The sequence below is a fragment of the Brevundimonas sp. P7753 genome, assembly GCF_013386595.1.
GTDB lineage: Bacteria > Pseudomonadota > Alphaproteobacteria > Caulobacterales > Caulobacteraceae > Brevundimonas > Brevundimonas bullata.
The window spans coordinates 1-21,287 of the sequence record NZ_JACARP010000085.1; the positions used below are offsets into that span (position 1 = coordinate 1).

The 21,287-nt window shown below is 65.7% G+C and carries 21 protein-coding genes and 1 tRNA gene; 18 read left to right on the top strand and 4 right to left on the bottom strand.

From position 1 onward, the window contains the following. The first annotated feature begins 418 nt into the window (after positions 1-418). The 7 genes from rpsL (at position 419) to HX774_RS14955 (ending at position 8,365) form a co-directional block, all read left to right on the top strand. On the top strand, positions 419-793 hold the full coding sequence (gene rpsL / locus HX774_RS14930) for a 30S ribosomal protein S12 (protein WP_114818798.1): 375 nt from the start codon (positions 419-421) through the stop codon (positions 791-793). A 78-nt stretch (positions 794-871) separates the two neighbouring features. Then, complete coding sequence (rpsG, locus tag HX774_RS14935) at positions 872-1,345, top strand: 30S ribosomal protein S7 (RefSeq protein ID WP_114818799.1); 474 nt, start codon at positions 872-874, stop codon at positions 1,343-1,345. A gap of 138 nt (positions 1,346-1,483) precedes the next feature. Then, positions 1,484-3,562 carry an elongation factor G gene (gene fusA / locus HX774_RS14940; RefSeq protein ID WP_114818800.1) on the top strand — a complete coding sequence of 693 codons (2,079 nt, stop codon included), beginning with the start codon at positions 1,484-1,486 and terminating at the stop codon, positions 3,560-3,562. A 122-nt stretch (positions 3,563-3,684) separates the two neighbouring features. Further along, on the top strand, positions 3,685-4,875 hold the full coding sequence (tuf, locus tag HX774_RS14945) for an elongation factor Tu (RefSeq protein ID WP_114818832.1): 1,191 nt from the start codon (positions 3,685-3,687) through the stop codon (positions 4,873-4,875). Between the two features lie 282 nt (positions 4,876-5,157). Further along, positions 5,158-6,732, top strand: coding sequence for a PAS domain-containing hybrid sensor histidine kinase/response regulator (locus HX774_RS14950; protein WP_178828039.1), 1,575 nt, complete (start codon positions 5,158-5,160; stop codon positions 6,730-6,732). Positions 6,733-6,802: 70 nt separating this feature from the next. Continuing rightward, a complete protein-coding gene (locus HX774_RS20130; RefSeq protein WP_255500476.1) occupies positions 6,803-6,937 on the top strand; it encodes a hypothetical protein in 135 nt (44 codons plus the stop codon). 105 nt (positions 6,938-7,042) lie between these two features. Continuing rightward, positions 7,043-8,365: a hemolysin family protein gene (locus HX774_RS14955; protein WP_178828041.1), complete on the top strand. Its 1,323-nt coding sequence runs from the start codon at positions 7,043-7,045 to the stop codon at positions 8,363-8,365. 278 nt (positions 8,366-8,643) lie between these two features. Here the strand turns inward: HX774_RS14955 and HX774_RS14960 are convergent, their stop codons facing one another. Both HX774_RS14960 and cydD read right to left on the bottom strand, forming a co-directional pair. Further along, positions 8,644-10,296 carry an ATP-binding cassette domain-containing protein gene (locus HX774_RS14960; RefSeq protein ID WP_178828044.1) on the bottom strand — a complete coding sequence of 551 codons (1,653 nt, stop codon included), beginning with the start codon at positions 10,294-10,296 and terminating at the stop codon, positions 8,644-8,646. Continuing rightward, positions 10,293-11,909 (bottom strand): thiol reductant ABC exporter subunit CydD, encoded by a 1,617-nt coding sequence (gene cydD / locus HX774_RS14965; protein ID WP_178828046.1) that lies wholly within the window; start codon positions 11,907-11,909, stop codon positions 10,293-10,295. The genes HX774_RS14960 and cydD overlap by 4 nt, the downstream gene beginning before the upstream one ends. 218 nt (positions 11,910-12,127) lie before the next feature. On the opposite strand from cydD, the gene HX774_RS14970 reads away from it, so the two are divergent. The 4 genes from HX774_RS14970 to HX774_RS14985 all read left to right on the top strand — a co-directional run bounded on the left by HX774_RS14970 (position 12,128) and on the right by HX774_RS14985 (position 15,833). Continuing rightward, positions 12,128-13,690, top strand: coding sequence for a cytochrome ubiquinol oxidase subunit I (locus tag HX774_RS14970; protein ID WP_178828065.1), 1,563 nt, complete (start codon positions 12,128-12,130; stop codon positions 13,688-13,690). Between the two features lie 27 nt (positions 13,691-13,717). Beyond that, entirely contained in the window at positions 13,718-14,866 is a 1,149-nt protein-coding gene (cydB, locus tag HX774_RS14975; protein ID WP_178828048.1) for a cytochrome d ubiquinol oxidase subunit II, read from the top strand. A 22-nt stretch (positions 14,867-14,888) separates the two neighbouring features. Next, complete coding sequence (gene cydX, locus HX774_RS14980; RefSeq protein ID WP_114818411.1) at positions 14,889-15,008, top strand: cytochrome bd-I oxidase subunit CydX; 120 nt, start codon at positions 14,889-14,891, stop codon at positions 15,006-15,008. A gap of 171 nt (positions 15,009-15,179) precedes the next feature. Beyond that, on the top strand, positions 15,180-15,833 hold the full coding sequence (locus HX774_RS14985; RefSeq protein ID WP_178828050.1) for an OmpW family protein: 654 nt from the start codon (positions 15,180-15,182) through the stop codon (positions 15,831-15,833). 98 nt (positions 15,834-15,931) lie between these two features. Here HX774_RS14985 and HX774_RS14990 read toward each other — a convergent pair whose 3' ends face one another. Both HX774_RS14990 and HX774_RS14995 read right to left on the bottom strand, forming a co-directional pair. Continuing rightward, positions 15,932-16,675: a Crp/Fnr family transcriptional regulator gene (locus HX774_RS14990; RefSeq protein WP_178828052.1), complete on the bottom strand. Its 744-nt coding sequence runs from the start codon at positions 16,673-16,675 to the stop codon at positions 15,932-15,934. Positions 16,676-16,742: 67 nt separating this feature from the next. Then, entirely contained in the window at positions 16,743-17,141 is a 399-nt protein-coding gene (locus HX774_RS14995; RefSeq protein WP_114818408.1) for a hypothetical protein, read from the bottom strand. A gap of 98 nt (positions 17,142-17,239) precedes the next feature. Here HX774_RS14995 and HX774_RS15000 point away from each other — a divergent pair, with 98 nt between their 5' ends. The 7 genes from HX774_RS15000 (at position 17,240) to HX774_RS15030 (ending at position 21,282) form a co-directional block, all read left to right on the top strand. Next, positions 17,240-17,776 carry a pyridoxamine 5'-phosphate oxidase family protein gene (locus HX774_RS15000; RefSeq protein ID WP_114818407.1) on the top strand — a complete coding sequence of 179 codons (537 nt, stop codon included), beginning with the start codon at positions 17,240-17,242 and terminating at the stop codon, positions 17,774-17,776. Positions 17,777-17,912: 136 nt separating this feature from the next. Next, a tRNA-Trp gene (locus tag HX774_RS15005) sits at positions 17,913-17,988 on the top strand. A gap of 70 nt (positions 17,989-18,058) precedes the next feature. Continuing rightward, positions 18,059-18,358, top strand: a complete 300-nt coding sequence (secE, locus tag HX774_RS15010) for a preprotein translocase subunit SecE (protein ID WP_114818406.1) — start codon at positions 18,059-18,061, stop codon at positions 18,356-18,358. 13 nt (positions 18,359-18,371) lie between these two features. Continuing rightward, entirely contained in the window at positions 18,372-18,947 is a 576-nt protein-coding gene (gene nusG / locus HX774_RS15015; RefSeq protein WP_114818405.1) for a transcription termination/antitermination protein NusG, read from the top strand. 560 nt (positions 18,948-19,507) lie between these two features. Continuing rightward, positions 19,508-19,939 (top strand): 50S ribosomal protein L11, encoded by a 432-nt coding sequence (rplK, locus tag HX774_RS15020; protein ID WP_114818404.1) that lies wholly within the window; start codon positions 19,508-19,510, stop codon positions 19,937-19,939. 3 nt (positions 19,940-19,942) lie between these two features. Further along, a complete protein-coding gene (gene rplA, locus HX774_RS15025; RefSeq protein ID WP_114818403.1) occupies positions 19,943-20,629 on the top strand; it encodes a 50S ribosomal protein L1 in 687 nt (228 codons plus the stop codon). Between the two features lie 113 nt (positions 20,630-20,742). Beyond that, on the top strand, positions 20,743-21,282 hold the full coding sequence (locus HX774_RS15030; RefSeq protein WP_178828054.1) for a DUF2059 domain-containing protein: 540 nt from the start codon (positions 20,743-20,745) through the stop codon (positions 21,280-21,282). Positions 21,283-21,287: the final 5 nt, after the last annotated feature.

Genomic DNA, 21,287 nt, shown 5'->3' on the forward strand with positions numbered 1-21,287 from the left:
AGGCGCGGGGCAGGGGGGCGGGTCATCACGGCGACGGTCATGGCGGCTCCTGCATCCGGGTGATGATGCAAAGACAAGCGTGGCGATATAGGGGCGTGTTTTTGCCGTTCGCGCAACGTCGATCCGTGCGACCGGCGGGCGGGGCCGGGGTGAATCACTTGACGCGTTCACCCATCCCGCGTACATCGCGCGCACTTTCGAGACGTGGGCGGTTCGCCGTCTGTTGAGATCGTCACAATTGAACGGACGGGCTGTGCCCGCCGGAACGCCCAAAGCGCGCGTTCCGGTTTTTTCGTTTGGCTGTCACGGCTCGCTCGGAAACAACACCCGGGCGGCGCTTCGGCGAGGTCCAAAAGAAGGCTCATGAGGCGCCCCGGCCGAAAGGCACACGCCTCCACATCGAAAAGAGACAAATCGTATGCCTACGATCAACCAGCTGATCCGCAAGCCGCGCAAGCCCAAGCCCACCCGTAACAAGGTCCCGGCTCTGGAAGGTTCGCCCCAGCGCCGCGGCGTTTGCACCCGCGTCTACACGACGACCCCGAAGAAGCCCAACTCGGCTCTGCGTAAGGTCGCCAAGGTCCGCCTGGCCAAGAACGGCCACGAAGCCGTTTGCTACATCCCCGGCGAAGGTCACAACCTGCAAGAGCACTCGGTTGTTCTGATCCGCGGCGGCCGCGTGAAGGACTTGCCCGGCGTGCGTTACCACATCCTGCGCGGCGTGCTCGATACGCAAGGCGTCAAGGACCGCAAGCAGCGTCGTTCGCACTACGGCACCAAGCGTCCGAAGTAAGCGAACCGTTTTCAGGCCTGCTGGTCTGGACCCTCAGAGATTTTCCCGGCGTCTGTCGGGCACTGCAAGGAATAACCTATGTCGCGTCGTCACCGCGCCCAGAAGCGTGAAGTTCTGCCGGATCCCAAGTTCGGCGATCTGATCGTCACCAAGTTCATGAACTACGTCATGTACGAAGGTAAGAAGGCCGTCGCCGAGAACATCGTCTATGGCGCCTTCGATATCCTGGCCGAGAAGAAGAAAGACCACACTGCGGTCGAGACCTTCCACACGGCTCTGGACAACGTCGCTCCGTCGGTCGAAGTCCGTTCGCGCCGCGTCGGCGGCGCCACCTACCAGGTGCCGGTCGAAGTCCGTCCCGAGCGCCGTCGCGCCCTGGCTATCCGCTGGCTGGTCAACGCTGCTCGCAAGCGCGGTGAAAACACCATGACGGAAAAGCTGGCCGCTGAGCTGCTGGACGCCTCGAACAACCGCGGCACCGCGGTCAAGAAGCGTGAAGACACCCACAAGATGGCCGAAGCCAACCGCGCCTTCAGCCACTACCGCTGGTAAGCGTCTTCAAAGCGCCATCAGGCGCGCTTATCTGAGACTATCAAGCGCGGGCGGTTTGAGCTAAATCGCCCGCGCTGTCTTATCCGATATCACCTTGGGCGCTCGTCGCGTCCGCGAAGCACCCCGAAGGCAACTCCAATGCCCCGCACACATAAAATCGAAGACTACCGCAACTTCGGCATCATGGCCCACATCGACGCGGGCAAGACGACGACGACCGAGCGGATCCTGTTCTACACCGGCAAGAACCACAAAATGGGCGAGACGCACGATGGCGCGTCCACCATGGACTGGATGGACCAGGAACAAGAGCGCGGCATCACCATCACCTCGGCCGCGACGACCGCCTTCTGGAAAGGCAAGCGCCTCAACATCATCGACACCCCCGGCCACGTGGACTTCACCATTGAAGTCGAGCGTTCGCTGCGCGTCCTCGACGGCGCCGTGACGGTTCTGGACGGCAACGCCGGCGTTGAGCCGCAAACCGAAACCGTCTGGCGTCAGGCCGACAAGTACCGCGTGCCGCGGATCGTCTTCGTCAACAAGATGGACAAGATCGGCGCCGATTTCGCCGCTTCGGTTCAGTCGATCCGCGACCGTCTGGGCGCCAAGGCTGTGCCGATCCAACTGCCGATCGGTTCGGAAAACCTGCTGAAGGGCGTGGTCGACCTGGTCGAGATGAAGGCCTACGTCTGGGAAACGGACACCGTGGGCGCCGACGCCGACATCCGCGAAATCCCGGCCGACATGGCTGAAGAGTGCGCCGCGGCCCGTCAGTACCTGATCGACAACGCTGTCGAACTCGACGACGAAGCCATGGAAGCCTACCTGGGCGGCGAAGAGCCCTCGGTCGAAGTGCTGAAGAAGTGCATCCGTAAGGCTGTTCTGACCGGCGCCTTCTATCCGATCCTCGGCGGCTCGGCCTTCAAGAACAAGGGCGTTCAGCCCCTGCTCGACGCCGTCATCGACTACCTGCCGTCGCCGACCGACATCCCGGCCACCCCGGGCATCGACTTCAAGACGGAAGAGCCTGTCACCCGCAAGGCTTCGGACGACGAGCCCCTGTCGGTTCTGGCGTTCAAGATCATGGACGACCCCTTCGTCGGCTCGCTGACCTTCTGCCGCCTGTACTCGGGCAAGATGGAAACGGGCATGAGCCTGCTGAACTCGTCGCGCGACAAGCGTGAGCGCGTCGGCCGCATGCTGCAGATGCACTCGAACAACCGCGAGGACATCAAGGAAGCCTACGCCGGCGACATCGTCGCCCTGGCCGGCCTGAAGGAAACCCGCACGGGCGACACCCTGTGCGATCCCCTGAAGTCGCCCGTCATCCTTGAGAAGATGGAATTCCCGGCGCCCGTGATCGAGATCTCGGTCGAGCCCAAGACCAAGGCCGACCAAGAGAAGCTGGGCGTGGCTCTGGCCAAGCTGGCTTCGGAAGATCCGTCCTTCACCGTCTCGACCGACCACGAGTCGGGCCAGACGATCCTGAAGGGCATGGGCGAGCTGCACCTGGACATCAAGATCGACATCCTGCGCCGTACCTACAAGGTCGACGCCACGATCGGCGCGCCTCAGGTGGCCTACCGTGAATCGCTGGGCCGCAAGGTCGACATCGACTACACGCACAAGAAGCAGACCGGCGGTACGGGCCAGTTCGCCCGCGTCATGCTGACGTTCGAGCCGGGCGAACCGGGTTCGGGCTTCATCTTCGAAAACGCCATCGTCGGCGGCGCAGTGCCCAAGGAATACATCCCGGGCGTTGAAAAGGGTCTGAACTCCATCAAGGACAACGGCCTGCTGGCCGGCTTCCCGCTGATCGACTTCAAGGCGACCCTGACGGACGGCAAGTACCACGACGTCGACTCCAGCGTGCTGGCGTTCGAAATCGCGGCCCGCGCCGCCTTCCGCGAACTGAAGGAAAAGGGCGCTCCCAAGCTGCTCGAGCCGATCATGGCGGTCGAGGTCGTGACCCCCGAGGAATACCTCGGTTCGGTCATCGGCGACCTGAACGGCCGTCGCGGCATGATCCAGGGTCAGGACATGCGCGGCAACGCCATCGTCATCAACGCCTTCGTGCCGCTGGCGAACATGTTCGGCTACGTGAACACCCTGCGGGGCATGTCGCAAGGCCGCGCCCAGTTCACCATGCAGTACGATCACTATGAGCCGGTGCCGCAACACGTCGCCGACGAAGTGATCAAGAAGTACGCCTAACACTGTCGCTGTTCCGCCCTATATGGACGGACGCACTTGAAACCCGGGCGGTTTGCGCGCAGACCGCCCGCCTCATCCCCAAACCAATAGGACCCCCGGTTCGGGGACCCAGGAGCTAGAGAATGGCCAAGGAAAAGTTCGAACGTAACAAGCCGCACTGCAACATCGGCACGATCGGCCACGTTGACCACGGCAAGACGACGCTGACGGCTGCGATCACGATGACGCTGGCGAAGGCCGGCGGCGCGAAGGCCATGGCCTATGCGGACATCGATGCGGCCCCGGAAGAAAAAGCCCGCGGCATCACGATCAACACCTCGCACGTGGAATATGAGACGGCCAACCGTCACTACGCCCACGTCGACTGCCCCGGCCACGCCGACTACGTGAAGAACATGATCACGGGCGCCGCTCAAATGGACGGCGCGATCCTGGTCTGCTCGGCCGCTGACGGCCCGATGCCGCAAACGCGCGAGCACATCCTGCTGTCGCGTCAGGTCGGCGTTCCGGCCCTGGTCGTCTTCCTGAACAAGGTCGACATGGTCGACGACGAAGAGCTGCTCGAGCTGGTCGAGATGGAAGTTCGTGAACTTCTGTCGTCCTACCAGTTCCCGGGCGACGACATCCCGGTCGTCAAGGGTTCGGCCCTGGCTGCTGTCGAAGGCCGCGACGCCCACATCGGCGAAGAGCGCGTGCTGGAGCTGATGGCCGCTGTCGACGCCTACATCCCGCAGCCGGAACGTCCGGTCGACATGCCCTTCCTGATGCCGGTCGAAGACGTCTTCTCGATCTCGGGCCGCGGCACCGTGGTCACGGGTCGCGTCGAGCGCGGCATCGTCAAGGTCGGTGAAGAAGTCGAAATCGTCGGCATCCGTCCGGTCCAGAAGACGACCTGCACGGGCGTCGAAATGTTCCGCAAGCTGCTGGACCAGGGTCAAGCCGGTGACAACGTCGGCGTCCTGCTGCGCGGCACCAAGCGTGAAGACGTCGAGCGCGGCCAAGTGCTGTGCAAGCCGGGCTCCATCACGCCGCACACCAAGTTCGTGGCCGAAGCCTACATCCTGACCAAGGAAGAAGGCGGCCGTCACACGCCGTTCTTCACGAACTACCGCCCGCAGTTCTACTTCCGTACGACCGACGTGACCGGCATCGTGCACCTGAAGGAAGGCGTCGAAATGATCATGCCCGGCGACAACGCCGAGCTGGACGTCGAACTGATCACCCCGATCGCGATGGAAGAGAAGCTGCGCTTCGCCATCCGTGAAGGCGGCCGCACCGTCGGCGCCGGCGTGGTGTCCAAGATCGTCGCCTAAGCGATTGATCCGGGTCTTCGGACCCGAACAGTAAGCGTACCGGCCGCTCCTCCGAGCAGCCGCAGTAAAGCGTAACAGAGCGGCCCCCGGAGAAATCCGGGGGCCGTTTCTGCATCTGACCTCAAGCAGCCGAGGGCAATGCATGCGGCCGCTTGCTGGCCCCAGCGAAGGGGTGATGGGCGCGAACCGCTTTCGCTTTTGCTGATAAGTTGCTGTAAAACGACGATATTAACGAAAACGCTGGTGATGTCGGGGCATGGCTCCCTGTCGAAAGGGATGCACATGACTGATATCGACTGGCCGCGTCGCGCGGGTCTGTCCTCGGCGCTGGACGAGGCGGCGATCGTGGCCATCACGGATCGCGCGGGCCAAATCCTGTACTGCAATCAGAAGTTCGTCGATGTCAGCGGCTACAGCCGCAACGAGTTGGTCGGGCAGAACCATCGGCTGGTCAATTCCGGCCACCATCCGCGCGAGTATTTCCAGACCCTGTACCGGACCATCGCCAGCGGCGCGGTGTGGCGCGGCACGATCCAGAACCGCAACAAGAACGGCCAGATCTACTGGGTCGATACGACCATCGTGCCGAACCTGGGCGAGGACGGACGGCCCGAGACCTATACGGCGATCCGATTCGAGGTCTCCGACCACGTCCGGGCGCTGAAGGCGCTGGAGATCGCTCAAGAGGAGGCGCGCCGCGCCGCCCAGGTCCGTGACCGCTTCTTCGCCAACGTCAGTCACGAGGTGCGCACCCCCCTGAACGCCGTCCTGGGTCTGGCGTCGGCCCTGGCTCACACCTCGCTGACGGATCGGCAAACCCAGATGCTGGCCCTGATCACCGGGGCGGGGGACGCCCTCAGGCGTGTGCTGGACGACATGCTGGACCTGTCGAAGATGCAGGCGGGACAGTTCCGCCTGGCCCCGGCGCCCTTCGATCTGCGCGCCGACATCGCGGCCGTGGTCGAAATGCGCATGGCCACGGCGGAGCAGCGCGACGTGGCCCTGTCGGTGAGGTTTTCCGACGCCGCCTCTGGCCAGGTTCTGGGCGACGGCGTGCGGATCACCCAGATCGTGTCCAACCTGGTCTCCAACGCGGTGAAGTTCACTCCCGTCGGGTCCGTGGACGTGCGGGTCGACCTGACATCCGGCAGCGACGGCGAGCGCCTGCATATCGAAGTGCAGGATACGGGAATCGGCTTTGATTCCGAGGCGGCGGAGCGTCTGTTCAATCCCTTCGTCCAGGCGGACGACACGATCTCGCGCGAGTTCGGCGGCACAGGCCTGGGCCTGTCGATCTGCCGGTCTCTGGCGGAGCTGATGGGCGGCGAAATCTCCGCACGCTCGGCGCCGGGAGAAGGAAGCTTGTTCACGGTCGTATTGCCGATCCAGCGTCTGGACGAAGCGCTCTACGCCGCCGCTGACGACAGCGCGGACGTGGCCGCCGGGGCGCTGCGTATTCTGGTGGTGGAGGACAACCCGGCCAATCAGATGGTGGTGCGCTGCCTGCTGGAGCCGCTGGGCTTTGAAATCGTCACCGCCGACGACGGGCGCCAGGGCGTGGATCAGTTTCTCGTTGGCGGCTTCGACATGATCCTGATGGACATGCAGATGCCGGTCATGGACGGCCTGACCGCCATCAGTCTGATCCGGGCGCATGAGACCACGCATCGGATGGCGCGCACCCCCATCGTCATGCTGACGGCCAATACGACGGACGCCCACCAGGAACGCGCCATGCAGGCCGGAGCCGACGCCCTGGTGGCCAAGCCCGTGACCCTGGAGATCCTTCTGGACGGCCTCAACCAGGGCATGGCGGCCGTGGACGCCAGGGGTGACAAGGCGTGCGCCGCTGCGTGACCGAAGTCGGGCGGAACCGCCCCCCTGTCTTGGCGTTCGCTTGCGACGTTAGGAATTGGGTAACCATAAAATGCGGCGCGCGATCAGGCTGGGATTGTTCATCGGCACCATCATCGGCATGAGCGCCTGTGCGGCTGTTCATGACGGTCCAGGCCCTTCGTCCTCGGGCGTCTATGGCTCGGTGGGGGTCGGTCGAACCGGGTGAACCTGCGGATAGGCGCATGAATTACTGGCGCGACCGGGTGATCAGCCTTACTATTGCCGCGCGGACGCCGGTTGTCGCGCCGCGCCGCGGGTTTCTCCCCTTTCGATGTTGACCATCGCTATCGTCGTCGTGCTGCTGCTTGTGGTGCTGAACGGCCTTTTCGCCATGACCGAGCTTGCGGTCGTTTCATCGCGTAAATCCAAGCTGCAAAGCCGTGCCGAGCGCGGGGATCGCGGGGCCCGTGCGGCCCTGAAGCTGTCCGAGGAGCCGACTCAGTTCCTGTCGGCGGTTCAGGTCGGCATCACCCTGATCGGGATTCTGGCGGGCGCCTATGGTCAGGCGACCATTGCGGGCGAACTGGACCGCATCCTGGAAGTCGCCTTCCCGGCCTTTGCTCCCTATTCGCAATTCTTCGCCACGGCCTTGGTGGTCGTGCTGATCACCTATGTCTCGCTGATCGTCGGCGAACTGGTGCCCAAGCGGCTGGCCCTGATCTTCCCCGAGGCGATTGCGTCCAAGATGGCCGCGCCGATCTCGACCATGGCGCTGTTGATGAAGCCTTTCGTCCTGCTGCTGACCGCTTCGACCTCGGGCATCCTCAAGATCATGGGCGTCAAGGACCGCGACGGTTCGGACGTCACTCAGGAAGAGGTCGAGAGCATTCTGGCCGAGGGCACGTCCGCCGGCCTGATCGAGCCTGAAGAGCAGGAGATGATCGAGGAAATCCTGCGTCTGGGCGACCGCGCCGTGCGTGTGGCCATGACGCCGCGCCATGAGGTCTTCTGGATCGCCCTGGACGACACCGAGGACGTGCTGCGCGAGGAAATCCGCACCTGCCCCTATTCGCGCATCGTCGTGGCGCGCGAGAGCGACGTCGATAATCCGCTGGGCGTGGTCCACAAGAAGGACCTGCTGGACGCCCTGCTGACCGACGGCGCCTATGACATCGAGAAGCTGGTGGCCGAACCCGCCTTCATCCCGCAGTCGACCTCGGTGCTGAAGGCGCTGGAGATCCTCAAGGGCTCCAAGGTGCACATGGCCTTCGTCGTCGACGAATACGGCGCCTTTGAAGGCGTGGTCACGGCCACCGACATTCTGGAAATGATCGCCGGCGACTTCAACGAGAGCCACGACGAACTGGGGCAGTCCATTCGCAAGCGCGAGGACGGTTCATGGGCCGTCGACGGCCAGGTCGATCTGGATGAACTGGGCGACGTGCTGGGCGAGGACTTCGGCGATCACGAGAGCTTCCACACGGTCGCCGGTCTGGTGCTGCACCATCTGTCGCGTCTGCCTCAGGAGGGCGAGATTCTTCAACTGGGCCGGTTCGAGGTCGAGGTGCTGGATATGGATGATCGCCGCATCGACAAGCTGCTGTTCCGGGCGATCGTCCCAGGGCAGGAAAGCGGCCCCACCGACACCAACTGATCGGCCCGGCCGGCGGTTGACGTAAAGAAAAGGCGCACGTCCGTTCAGCGGGCGTGCGCCTTTTTCATGGCCGGCTTCCGGCTGTCAGTCCTTGGCCTTGTCACCCATGTTGCTCCAGACGGAGACGAAGCCGAGGGCGGCCATGAAGACCAGGAAGGCCGAAACAATGGCGGCGATGGCGGGAACGACGTCTGCGGGCATGGGGTATCTCCTTTGATCCCAGCAAAGCCGTTTGCGGACGGCTTCGCCTTGATGGAGATCAAAGGCATGCCAACGGATCAGACCGTCTCGCGCACCGCCATCTGAACCGCGCCGGAGGCCGCCAGGCCCGTGACCGTCAGACGCCTGTCGCACAGCGCCAAGGGCGCCGGGCGGTGGCTGACCAGGATCAGGCCTTGCCCGGTACGCTCCAGACGCGCGGTCAGCCGCTCGAGCACGCGCGCCTCGGTTGCGGCGTCCAGACCCTCGGTCGGCTCGTCCAGCACCAGCCAGGGGGCAGGTCGAAGATAGGCGCGGGCCAGACCCAGTCGGCGGCGCTCGCCGCCCGACAGCCGCGCGCCGTTTTCCCCCAGGGGCGCGTTCAGACCTGCGGGCGCCGCGCGGACGCGGTCCGCCAGATCAGCGTCTTCCAGAGCCGCCCACAGGGTTTCATCGTCGGCGCCCGGCAGGGCCAGCTTCAGATTTTCACGCACCGTGCCCGCCAGCAGCACAGCCTGCTGCGGCGCATAGGCGAACAGGGCGCGCGCGGCGTCGGGCGAGACGGCGGCGACGTCCACGCCGCCCAGGCTCGCCTCGCCGGGAACGGGCGGGCGCAGATGCATCAGCCGTTCGATAAGGGTGGTCTTGCCGACGCCGGACGGGCCGCTGACGGCCAGCCGTTGCGGCGGGGACAAGGAGAGGTTTGCGCCCGACAGGTCGATCCTAGGCGCGACCGAATGGCGGGGCGTGGACGTGGGCGCCTCGAGCAGGTCTCCCAGCCGCTCCACCGCCGCCTTGACCGCGCCGTTGTGGCGGAAGGCGGTCAGCAGGGCGCCCGCGCTTTCGACCGTGGTGACGGCGGCCAGAATGGCCAGGGCGATCAGGGGCGGGGAGGCGGCGCCCGCTGTGGTCATTACGCCGACGATAGCCAGGGCCATGGCGGCCGACTGGGTCAGCAGGATCCAGCCGCCCGCCGAGGCCAGACCCTGGGTGGCGCGTTCCAGCGCCGCGCCGCGCTCGGCCAACTGCTCCACCGCCCAGGGCTTGATGCCATAGGCCTGAAGTTCGGGTGCGGCGGCGGCGAAGGCGGCGAACTCGGTCTTGAGCTCCCCCGACGCGGCCTGAACCGCGCGCCCGGCGGGCTCGGCCAACCCGCGGCCGACCAGGGCGGCGGCGAGGACGCCGAGGGCGCTGGCGGCGGCGATCGCCAGGGCGGTCGTCCAGCCGGTCAACAGGGCCAGGCCGATTCCGGCGACCATGCCGGCGGCGGCGCCCCAGGGCGCGGACAGGCGCACGAAGCGGTTCTGGATGGCGTCCACGTCCTGAACCATCCGCGACGAAGCCTCGCCGCCCGCCAGCGTCAGGGCGTGGGTCACGGGACCGCGCGCGACGCCTTCGAACAACTGAGGACGCAGCGCGGCCAGGGCCTTGAGCGCGGCGTCGTGGCCGGTGATGCGCTCGCCGTACCGCCCGCCGGTTCTGGCGATGGCCAGAAAGCGGATCAGGGCGCTGGGCACCATGAAGTTGAAGCTGTGGGCCACCAATGGCCCCGCCAGACCGGCCAGGGCCGAGGCGGTGATGAACCAGCCGGACACCCCCAGCAGCAGGACGGCGGCGGCGGACACCAGGGCGGCGCAGACCGAGGCGGCCAGCAGGCGGGCGCCCTGACGGCGTTCCTGCGCGCGGATCAGGCTCTTGAGGCGGACGACGCCAGACGCGTTCAAAGCGCTCACAGGCGCACCACGACGTCAGCCAGTTCGGCGACGGCCTGGGAATGGGTGGCGATCAGGGTGGTGCGTCCTTCGGCGGCGGCGCGGATGACGGGCAGCAGGGCGGCCTCGGATGCGGCGTCCAGATTGGCGGTGGGTTCGTCCAGCAGCAGGACGGGCGCGGGTTTGAGGAAGGCGCGGGCCAGGCCCAGCCGCCGCCGCTCGCCTCCGGACAGACCACCGCCGCGTTCGTTGATCACGCGGTTCAGGTCGCCGGTGAATCCGGCGCGCGTCGCAGCCTCCATGATGCGGTGGGCCGGGGCGGCGCGCCAGGCCAGGGCGATGTTCTCGCCCAGGGTTCCAGGGACGACGACCGGCGCCTGACCGGCCCAGGCGATCCAGGCGGTCAGATCGGGATGGTCGGACAGGCGGACATCATGGACCTCGACCTCGCCGCCGCTCAGCGGCGACAGGCCCAGAAACAGGTGCAGCAAACTGCTCTTGCCCGAACCGCTTGCGCCCAGCAGGGCCACGGTCGCGCCCGGCGCGATCTCCAGATCAAAGCCGGTCAGGACAGGCGCGCCCGCCTCATAGGTGATTTCGACGTCACGGAAGGCGATGGCGGGGGCGCTCGTCGGAACGGGCGGGCGGACAGACGCGACCTCGGCGGCGTCGCTGAGACCGGCCAGGCTGGGCGCGGCGGCCTCGGCGGCCTGGCGGTCGTGATAGGCGGCGGACAGGCGGCGCATCGGCGCATAGACTTCTGGAGCGAGCGCCAACAGGAAGAAGGCTTGCGTCAGGCTCAGTTGGTCGGGCGCCGGAAAAGGCAGCAGCTTCAGCAGGTTGAAGCCGCAATAGACAGCGACCAGGGCCACGGCCAGGGCCGAGAAGAACTCCAGAATCGCCGAGGACAGGAAGGCGATCGTCAGCACCTTGCCGGTGCGGACCGCCAGGTTTTCAGAGGCGCGGGCGATCACCGCCCCCTGCTGCGCCTCGGCCTGGAAGGCGAGGATGGCGGGCAGGGCGCGGATGCGATCCAGGAACAGGCCGGACAGGCGTTCCAGCGCCTGAAACTGACGCCGGCTCTCGGCTCCCGCCGCCATGCCGGTCAGAGCCATGCCGATGACGAAGGGCAGCAGGGTGAAGATCAGGATTCCAGCGGTGAAAGGGCTGACCACGGCGGCGGCGGCGATCAGCAGCAGCGGCGTCACGCCCGCCGCCAGACGGGCGGGCAGAAAGCGCGAGACATGGCCGTCCAGCGCTTCGACCCCCTCGACGGTCGCGGTCATGGTTTCGGCGTCGGACAGACGGCCCGAGAAGGCGCCGTTCAGAACCTGACGACGCAGGTCGCCCTTGACCGCCCGCGCCGCGCGCGCGCCGACGACCGTGGCGCACTGGGCCAGGACGCCGCGCGCCAGCAGGGAACCGACCGCCAGCAGGGCGCCGGGAACGGCGTGACCGATTCCTTGCGGCAGGGCGCCGACCGCCAGGGCCAGGCCGGCGGCGAATCCGACCGCCGGGATCGCGTCGGCGATGACCAGACCGCTGGCCAGCGCCATCAGGCGTCGCCGGGGCGCCAGCGCCGCCTTCAGCCACTGGGCCGGTGCGGCGGCTGCATCGATCGGCTGGGCCGTCATTGTCTCTCCTGCTCCATGCGCGCGACCAGACATATACGGGCGCGACGGGGGCAATGGGCAAATCGTCCTTGCGACGAAACAGCCTTGGGCGAAACGCCGTCTAGAGCGAGTCGTCCCATTGGGGCTTTGATCAGGATCAAGGCGCGCCAAACAGCCTTGCTTTAGGTTATAGTAGAACGCCGGTCGACGGGGCTGGCGGTCAGGAGTCTCAGCCCATGATCGACCTGGCGGTCGTAGACCTATCACGCCTTCAGTTCGCACTGACGGCGCTATACCACTTTCTGTTCGTGCCCCTCACGCTGGGCCTCTCCTTCATGCTGGTCATCATGGAGAGCATCTATGTGATGACGCGCAGGCCCATCTGGCGGACCATCACCCGCTTCTGGGGCGTGCTGTTCGGCATCAACTTCGTCCTGGGCGTGGCCACCGGCCTGACCATGGAATTCCAGTTCGGCATGAATTGGTCCTACTACTCCCACTATGTCGGCGACATCTTCGGGGCCCCGCTGGCCATCGAAGGGCTGATGGCCTTCTTCCTGGAAGCCACCTTCGTTGGCCTCATGTTCTTCGGCTGGGACAAGCTGCCGCGCGTCGGGCACCTGTTCGTCACCTTCATGGTGGCGCTGGGCACCAACCTCTCGGCCCTGTGGATTCTGGTCGCCAACGGCTGGATGCAGAACCCGGTCGGCGCCGCCTTCAACCCCGACACCATGCGTATGGAAGTCGTGGACTTCATGGCGGTGATCTTCAACCCGGTGGCCCAGGCCAAGTTCGTCCACACCGTTTCGGCCGGTTACGTCTGCGCCGCCGTGGTCGTTCTGGGCATCTCGGCCTTCTATCTGCTGAAGGGCAAGCACGTCGGGTTCGCCAAGCGTTCGATGACCGTGGCCGCCGCCTTCGGTCTCTTGTCCTCGCTGTCGGTCGTCGTCCTGGGCGATGAGTCGGGCTATGCCCTGACCGACAACCAGAAGATGAAGTTGGCCGCGCTGGAAGCCATGTGGCGCACGGAACCGGCGCCCGCCGGTCTGACCGCCTTCGGCATCCCCAGCATGGAAGACCGCCACACCCACTTCGAGGTCAAGATTCCCTACGTCCTGGGCCTGATCTCGACGCGCAGCATCGACAAGCCGGTCATCGGCATCCTTGAGCTGGTCGCGGTCGCGGAGGACCGCATCGAACGCGGCGTCATCGCCGTCGACGCTCTGGAAAAGGTCAAGGCGGACCACACCGACATGGCCGCGCGGGCTCAGTTTGAAACCGTGCGCAACGACCTGGGCTACGGCCTGCTGCTGAAGCGCTATGTCGCCGATCCGCGTCAGGCCACGCCGGAGCAGATCAAGCAGGCGGCCTGGGATACGGTGCCGAACGTGCCGCTGATGTTCTGGGTCTTCCGCATCATGGCCGGCATCGGCTTCCTGATGATCGGACTGTTCGCCACGGCCTTTGTCCTGTGCACCCTGCGCAAGCATGAGACGCGCTGGTTCCTGCGCCTGGCGGTGCTGGCCATCCCCCTGCCGTGGATCGCCATCGAATCCGGCTGGCTTCTGGCCGAGGTGGGCCGTCAGCCCTGGGCCGTGGAAGGCGTCCTGCCGACCTTCCTGGGCGCTTCCAGCCTGACCGTGCCGCAACTGTGGACCACCATCATCGGCTTCACCGTCCTGTACGGCGCCCTGGCGGTCATCGAGGTCGGCCTGATCCTTCGGGCGGTCAAGAAGGGTCCCTTCAACCAGCACGACATCGTCGATGAACCTCAGGCGGAAGGCGAACCGGCGGTCGCCTGACCCCGGTCGTTCAAGGAAACAAGAGAGATGGAACTTCCCCTCGACTACACCACGCTCCGCCTGATCTGGTGGGGACTGCTGGGCGTGCTGCTGATCGGCTTCGCCCTTACGGACGGCTTCGACATGGGCGTCGGCGCCCTGCTGCCCTTCGTGGCCAAGACGGATGAAGAGCGCCGCATGGTGATCAACACCGTCGGCGCGACCTGGGAAGGCAACCAGGTCTGGTTCATCGTCGGCGGCGCGGCGATCTTCGCCGCCTGGCCCTTCGTCTACGCCGTCAGCTTCTCCGGCTTCTACCTGGCCATGTTCCTGGTGCTGTCGGCGCTGATCCTGCGGCCGGTCTCGTTCAAGTATCGGTCCAAGCGCCCTGACAAACGCTGGCGCTCCATGTGGGACTGGGGCCTGTTCATCGGCAGCTTCGTCCCGGCCCTGGTGTTCGGCGTCGCCGTCGGCAACGTCATGCTGGGCGCGCCCTTCCGTCTGGATAGCGACCTGCGCTCCTTCTACGAGGGCACGCTGCTGGGCCTGTTCTCGCCCTTCACCCTGATCTGCGGCCTGCTGTCGGTCTGCATGCTGGTGCTGCATGGCGCGGCCTGGCTTTCGATCAAGGGCGAGCAGGGGCCGGTGCTGCACCGCGCGCGCGCCATCGGCACCGTCGCCGGTCTGCTCAGCCTGGTCCTGTTCGCGGTCGGCGGCCTGTTCATCGCCTTTGGCGACATCGGCTTCCGCATCACCGGCGCCCTGGACACGGCGGGCTTCTCCAACCCGCTGCGCACCACGGTCGAGGCCGCGCCCGGCGCCTGGATGGACAACTACGGTCTCTATCCGTGGATGATCATCGCCCCGGTCCTGGGCTTCCTCGGTGCGGCGGCGGGTCTGATCGGCATGTGGCGCCGGTCGCCGGCCCTGGCCTTCGGCGGCTCCTCGGCCTCCGCGGTGGGGATCATCTCGACCGTCGGCCTGTCGATGTTCCCCTTCATCCTGCCCAGCTCGATCAACCCGCAGTCCAGCCTGACGGTGTGGAACGCCTCGTCCAGCCACACGACCCTGTTCATCATGCTGATCGTGGTCGTGGTCTTCATGCCGATCGTGCTGCTCTACACGGCCTGGGTCTACAAGGTGCTGTGGGGCCGGACGAGCACCGCCGCCCTCAAGACCAACCCCGACCTCTACTGATCCCGCGAAAGGAGATCATCCCATGTGGTATTTCGCCTGGATTCTGGGCCTCGGCCTGGCGGTGGCGTTCGGCGTGCTGAACGGCGTCTGGCACGAGTTCCAACTGTTCGACGAAGGGGACGAGGGCCGCTCCGAACCCTGACCCTTACCGTCGACGACATCAGCCTCTCCGACCTCGGTCGGGGAGGCTTTTTCGTGCGCATTTCCTGAGACTTGCGCTGGATCAAGGCGTCGGATCGACCTCCGTGCGACGGTGGCTTCGACATCGAAGCCGGACCCTCCCTCGATCCGGCAATTGTCGGGAATGATACCGATGAAGACCGCCGCCGCCCTTCTGGCCGCCGCCAGCGTTCTGACCCTGGCGGGCGCCGCCACGGCCCAAAACGCCGCCCCCGAGCCTGTCGGCAAGGGCACGCTGATCGTCACCGCCCGCCTGACCGGCGTCCTGCCGCAAGCCGACGACGCCATTGTCACCGCCGCCGGCGCCGACAGCGGCCTGAAGGTCGACGTCAGCGACGACTGGATGCCGACCTTGGGTTTCACCTATTTCGTCGCCGACCATTGGGCCGTCGAGGCCATTCTCGGCGCGACCCAGCATGAGGTCCGCGCCAAGGGCGGGGCGACCGACGTCGCCGTTCACGAGACCTGGGTCCTGCCTCCCATCGTGACGCTGCAATACCGCCCGACCCCGAACGCCACGATCAGCCCCTATGTCGGCGCCGGCGTCAGCTACATGGCCTTCTTCGAGGGCAAGGATAAAAACGGCTTCGAGGTCGATCTGGACAACGGCTTCGGCATGGCCTTGCAGGCCGGCGCCGACTGGAACCTGTCGGGGCCGTGGACCCTGAACCTCGACGCCAAGAAGGTCTGGTTCGACACGGACGCCAAGATCAACAACGGCGCGCTGAAGAGCAGCGTCAGCCTTGATCCCTGGGTCGTGTCGGTGGGCGTCGGCCGGAAGTTCTGAGGTCAGAGCTTTCGCGTCGATGCGGGGCGGGGGGTGCGGGACGTCAGCCCGCGCCCCCTTCGTCCCTCTAGGCCGCGCCTTCGCTCATTCTTTTCGGCTCAGGCCGCGCCTTCACCCAGGGCCTTCAGCGCCTCGGGATCGGGCAGGGCCACGTCGTTGTTCGGCAGCAGCTGGATCAGGCCCGAGGTCTTGAACTGGGTGAAGACCCGGCTGACCGTCTCGATCGTCAGGCCCAGATAGTCGGCGATGTCGAGGCGGGTCATCGGCAGGTGGACCCGGCCTTCCGCGCCGCCCAGCTGCACCTGTCGCGCCGACAGGCGGGTCAGGAAGCTGGCGATCCGCTCGCGCGCCGTCTTGCGGCCCAGCAGCACGATCTGCTCCTGCGCCGCCATCAGCTCGTCGCCGGCCATGGCCACCAGACGGTGCTCCAGCGCGGGCAGGGCGTTGAGCAGCTGGTCGAAGTCCCCGCGCCGAAAGCGACAGGCGCTCATCGGCGTCAGGGCCTCTGCGGTGAAACTGGACGGACCGCGTCCGCCCAACCCCAGGAAGTCCCCCTGGAACAGAAACCCCGTGATCTGGCGCCGTCCATCAGGCAGCAGTCGGTACAGCTTCACCGCACCTTCGACCACGTTGAAGACGAAGGGGTTGGGGTCGCCCTCATGGAACAGGGCCTGCCCCGGCTGGGCCGTCACCGTCTCGCTGGTGCAGGCCATTTCCTGAAGTTCGTGGCCTTTCAGGTCGGCGCAGACGCCCAAGGGGCGCGCCCCGCAGGTCGAGCAGGGGTTAACGTCCTCCAGGCGAATCTCGTCAGCTTGGGCCGAGGCGGCGTTATAGGCGGGCATCATCGACTCCAGCGTTCGGCCGCAGTCTAGAGCAACCGGCTTCGCTTGAGAAATAGGTCAGGCTGTCCTAGCCGGCGTCTTCGGCATAACGCAGCTTGGCGCCGAGCCTGTGGGCCAGCGCCGTCAACTCCACCGCCAGACTTTGGCGCACCAGGGGGCGCACCCCCATCTCGCGCACCACAAAGGGGCCGGCCCACAGGGTCTCGCCGTATTCGAGATCGGGTTGCCGCCACCAGCTGACGAAGCCCAGAACGCCGCGCTGGTTGCGAGCGCTGAGTATGCCGCGGCTGTCCGGGGCGGCGCGCCAGTCGTGCAGGAAGGTGCGCCATTGCTCCGCACCGAGATCCGGCCGCCACATGCGCGCGAGGGCGAACTCGGCGGGCGCTTCCGCCTCGGTCAGGGGAACGACGTCCAGACGCGGGGCGTCGGGCCAACGAACGTCTTGCTGCGGGCGGGACTCGGTCATGCGACCATTTCACCCCCTCGGAGCCCAGACGCCTTGATCTGTGTCAAGGTGAACCCGGCGACCCCGCCGCAGGTTCTAAAGGTGAAGGAGTTCAGGTCATGACCATCGAGCCGACGTCCAGCGTCATTCCGATCCACGGCGCGGCGGTGGCCGCTGTCCTGAAGCTGCTGGACGGGCAACGCCTGATGACCCTGGCCTCCAATCGCGCCGACGGCCGGCCCCAGGCCAGCACCCTGGGCTATCTGAACGACGGGCTGAACCTTTATTTCGTCACCGCCCGTGACAGCGAGAAGCTGCGCAACATCGTGGCCGACCCGCGCGTGGGCGTCGCCGTGCGCGGCGTCGCCGGGGAGGGTGAGGCGGTCGGCCTCTCCATCGACGGGCGGGCCGAGGAGGTGACGGACGGCGACGAGGTCCAGCGCCTGAACGATCTGATCATCAAACACTCGCCGGAAATCAGCCCCTGGGCGCCCGGCGGCGATGCGGTCGCGGTGGTCAAGGTGATTCCCGAACAGGTCGAGGCCGTCGCCGTGGTCGACGGCCGCAGCCGCGCCCAGACCTTCTCGATCGGCGATCCCGACCGCGTCGTGAACGGCGTCAGCTACGAGCCGAGCGCGGTGGCGCGGCTGTTCTGAACAAACCTGCGCATCTATCGGTGGTTATCGCGAAACGCCCCTTGAAATGCCGTCGGGCGTCAGGCATATGCCCCCCTCTGGCGAGGTTAGCGCCGTCGAGCTTGCTCACGGCGCATTGATCTTTGTCCGGGACACTAGGAGTGTAGCTCAGCTGGTAGAGCATCGGTCTCCAAAACCGAGGGTCGTGGGTTCGAGTCCCTCCGCTCCTGCCATTCCCCCTGTCGCGGTCGCTTGGGAGTTCCCATGTGAGGCGACAGGTTCCAGAGGTAGAAGAGACGTCATATGGCCAAGGCGAAGACCCCCGGCGGTCGCCGCACCGTGGGAAACCAGACCGCAGCCGCCGCATCCGGCGCCGCCACGGTCGCCGTTGACGCGCCTGCACCCAAGAAAAAGACGACGCCTGCCCAGTTCTTCAGCCAGGTTCGCGCTGAAGCCCGCAAGATCGTCTGGCCCAGCCGCAAGGAGACCTGGATCACGTCCGTGATGGTCTTCATCATGGTTCTGATCGCTTCGGCCTTCTTCTGGATCGTCGATACGGGCCTGGGCTTTGCGTCCCGCTTCATTCTCGGCCTCGGCCAATAAAGGAGACGCGCACATGACTGATGCAGCGCCCAAGCCGGCGGCCAATCCCCGCCACAAATGGTATATCGTCAACGCCTACTCGAACTTCGAAAAGAAGGTCGCTGAGCAACTGCGCGAGCAGGCGAAACAGCAAGGCCTGGAAGACAGCTTCTCCGAAATCCTGGTTCCGACCGAGGAAGTCGTCGAGATCCGTCGTGGCCGCAAGGTGAACTCGGAACGCAAATTCTTCCCCGGCTACGTGCTGGTGAAGATGGAGATGACCGACAACACCTATCACCTGGTCAAGAACACTCCGAAGGTCACGGGCTTCCTGGGCGCCGCGGGCGGCACCAAGCCCCTGCCGGTCTCGGAACGTGAAGTTCAGAACATCATTGGTCAGGTGGAAGAGGGCGTCGAGCGTCCGAAGCCCACCATCCGCTTCGACATCGGCGAGACCGTTAAGGTCATCGACGGTCCGTTCGCCAGCTTCGACGGTCAGGTCGAGAGCGTCGACGAAGACAACGCCCGCCTGCGCGTGGCCGTGTCCATCTTCGGTCGCCCGACCCCGGTGGATCTGGAATACAACCAGGTCGAAAAGACCGGCGGCTGATCGCTTTCGATCTTCGCCACAACGACGTGCAGCGGCGGCCCTCGGGCCGCCGTTTTGCGTTTGGGGCCACGCCCTTCTGTCATCCCAGCTCACACGCGATCCGCGTCTCGCCATGCGCAATCACGAGCCCCAATCCCTGTAAATATCGAGGATCGTCCAGCTCTCGAAGCCAGTTGCGCGCCATAGCCCGAGTTCGGCGCACACTGCGCAGCATGATCTTTGACATCGTCCGCCGTCTTTTCCCTCTCCCAGCGGGAGAGGGCTTGAGCCTCCAAGAGCGCAGCGATTGGGCAAGGCGAAAGGGTGAGGGGCTGCCGCTCCCGTCGGCGCAAGCCGTCGCCTATCGGTCCGCCCGCCGATTGCACCAATTGCACTGTTTTTTTTCTTCGTGCCGTGCAATCGCCGCCCCGGTTTGCCTTTCCGGGGGGCTCCTGCTACATGCGCGCCTCCATCCGGCGGCCCTCGAGTCGTCAGGCGGCAAATCCGTGGGAGGCAGCCATGCCGCACCACGGCTCACCGGCCCCGCGGTTCCGCCCTGGGGTCATCGATAGGAGAGACCAATGGCCAAGAAGATTCTCGGCTATATCAAACTGCAAGTTGCGGCCGGTTCGGCCACGCCTTCGCCCCCGATCGGCCCGGCGCTGGGTCAGCGCGGCGTGAACATCATGGGCTTCTGCAAGGAGTTCAACGCACGCACCGAGAAGGTGGCCAAGGGTACGCCCCTGCCGACCGTCATCACGGTCTATCAGGACAAGTCCTTCACCTTCATCACCAAGACGCCGCCGGCGACCTGGTATCTGAAGCAAGCCGCTGGCATCAAGTCGGGCTCCAAGCTCGTCGGTCGTGAGACCGCCGGCAAGGTCACGCAGGCGCAAGTCCGCGAGATCGCCGAAGCGAAGATGAAAGACCTGAACGCCAACGACATGGACGCAGCAATGCGCATCATCGAAGGCTCGGCCCGCGCAATCGGCCTCGAAGTGGTGGAGGGCTAATCCATGGCTAAGCAAACCAAGGCTCAAAAAGCCCGCACCGGCGTCACGCAGGACCTCCTGCCGTTCGCCGACGCCATCAAGCTGGTCAAGGACAACGCCAAGGCCAAGTTCGACGAGTCGATCGAAATCGCCGTCAACCTGGGCGTTGACCCGCGTCACGCCGACCAACAGGTCCGTGGCGTTGTGAACCTGCCGTCGGGCACGGGCCGCGACGTTCGCGTCGCCGTCTTCGCCAAGGACGCCAAGGCTGCTGAAGCCACGGCTGCCGGCGCCGACATCGTGGGCGCAGAAGATCTGTACGAAAAGATCAACGGCGGCTTCATGGACTTCGACCGCGTCATCGCGTCGCCGGACATGATGGCTCTGGTCGGTCGCCTCGGTAAGGTGCTGGGCCCACGCGGCCTGATGCCGAACCCCAAGGTCGGCACCGTGACCCCGAACGTGGCGCAAGCCGTCAAGGACGCCAAGAGCGGCGCCGTCGAGTTCCGCGTCGAAAAAGCCGGTATCGCCCACGGCGGCATCGGCAAGGCCTCCTTCGATCAGGCCGCCCTGGAAGCCAACGTCAAGGCTTACGTGGACGCTCTGAACAAGGCCAAGCCGGCCGGCGCCAAGGGGACGTACGTCAAGCGTATCACCCTGTCGTCGACGATGGGCCCGGGCTTCAAGATCGATCCGGCTTCGCTGGCTTAATCTCGGACCTCAGTCTGAATTGCGAAAGCGGCGGAGAGCAATCTCCGCCGCTTTTTCATTGACCGGCGATCTTTCAGGCGGCAAGGGCAGGGTTCTCAGGGGGAGCCTTATCCATGTTGCGACTGATCACCGGCCTTTGCGCGGCGCTTGCCCTGCTCGGCGCGCCGCTTGCGGCCCAGGCGCGTGACGAGGCGACCGAACGGTTGGATCTGGCCCATCGCTTCGTCGCCCTGATGCAGGCCGAGGACATGGGGGAGGCCCTTGGCCAATCCCTGGGCGGCCTGTTCCCCTCTATCGAGGAGTTGCCGCCTGCGGAGGCCCGCGCGGTTGAGGAAACCATGTCCGAGATGATGCAGGACTATATGCCTGCCCTCTTCAAGGCGATGGCGCCTGTCTATGCCGATATCTTCACCCTGGAAGAGCTTCGCGCCCTGGTCGCCTTCTATGAAAGCGATGTCGGACGTTCGATGGTCCGCAAGAGCTATGAGGCCATGCCCCGCATCACCGCCGTATCACAGGACGTCCTGCCGGCGGTCCTCAGCCGGGCGATGGACCGGCTCTGCGACCGGCTGGAATGCTCGGCGCAGCAGCGACAGGCGATGAAAGCCGAGGTCCAGGGGCTGAAGGGTCAGGCGACGGCCCCGACGAAGTAGCGGAC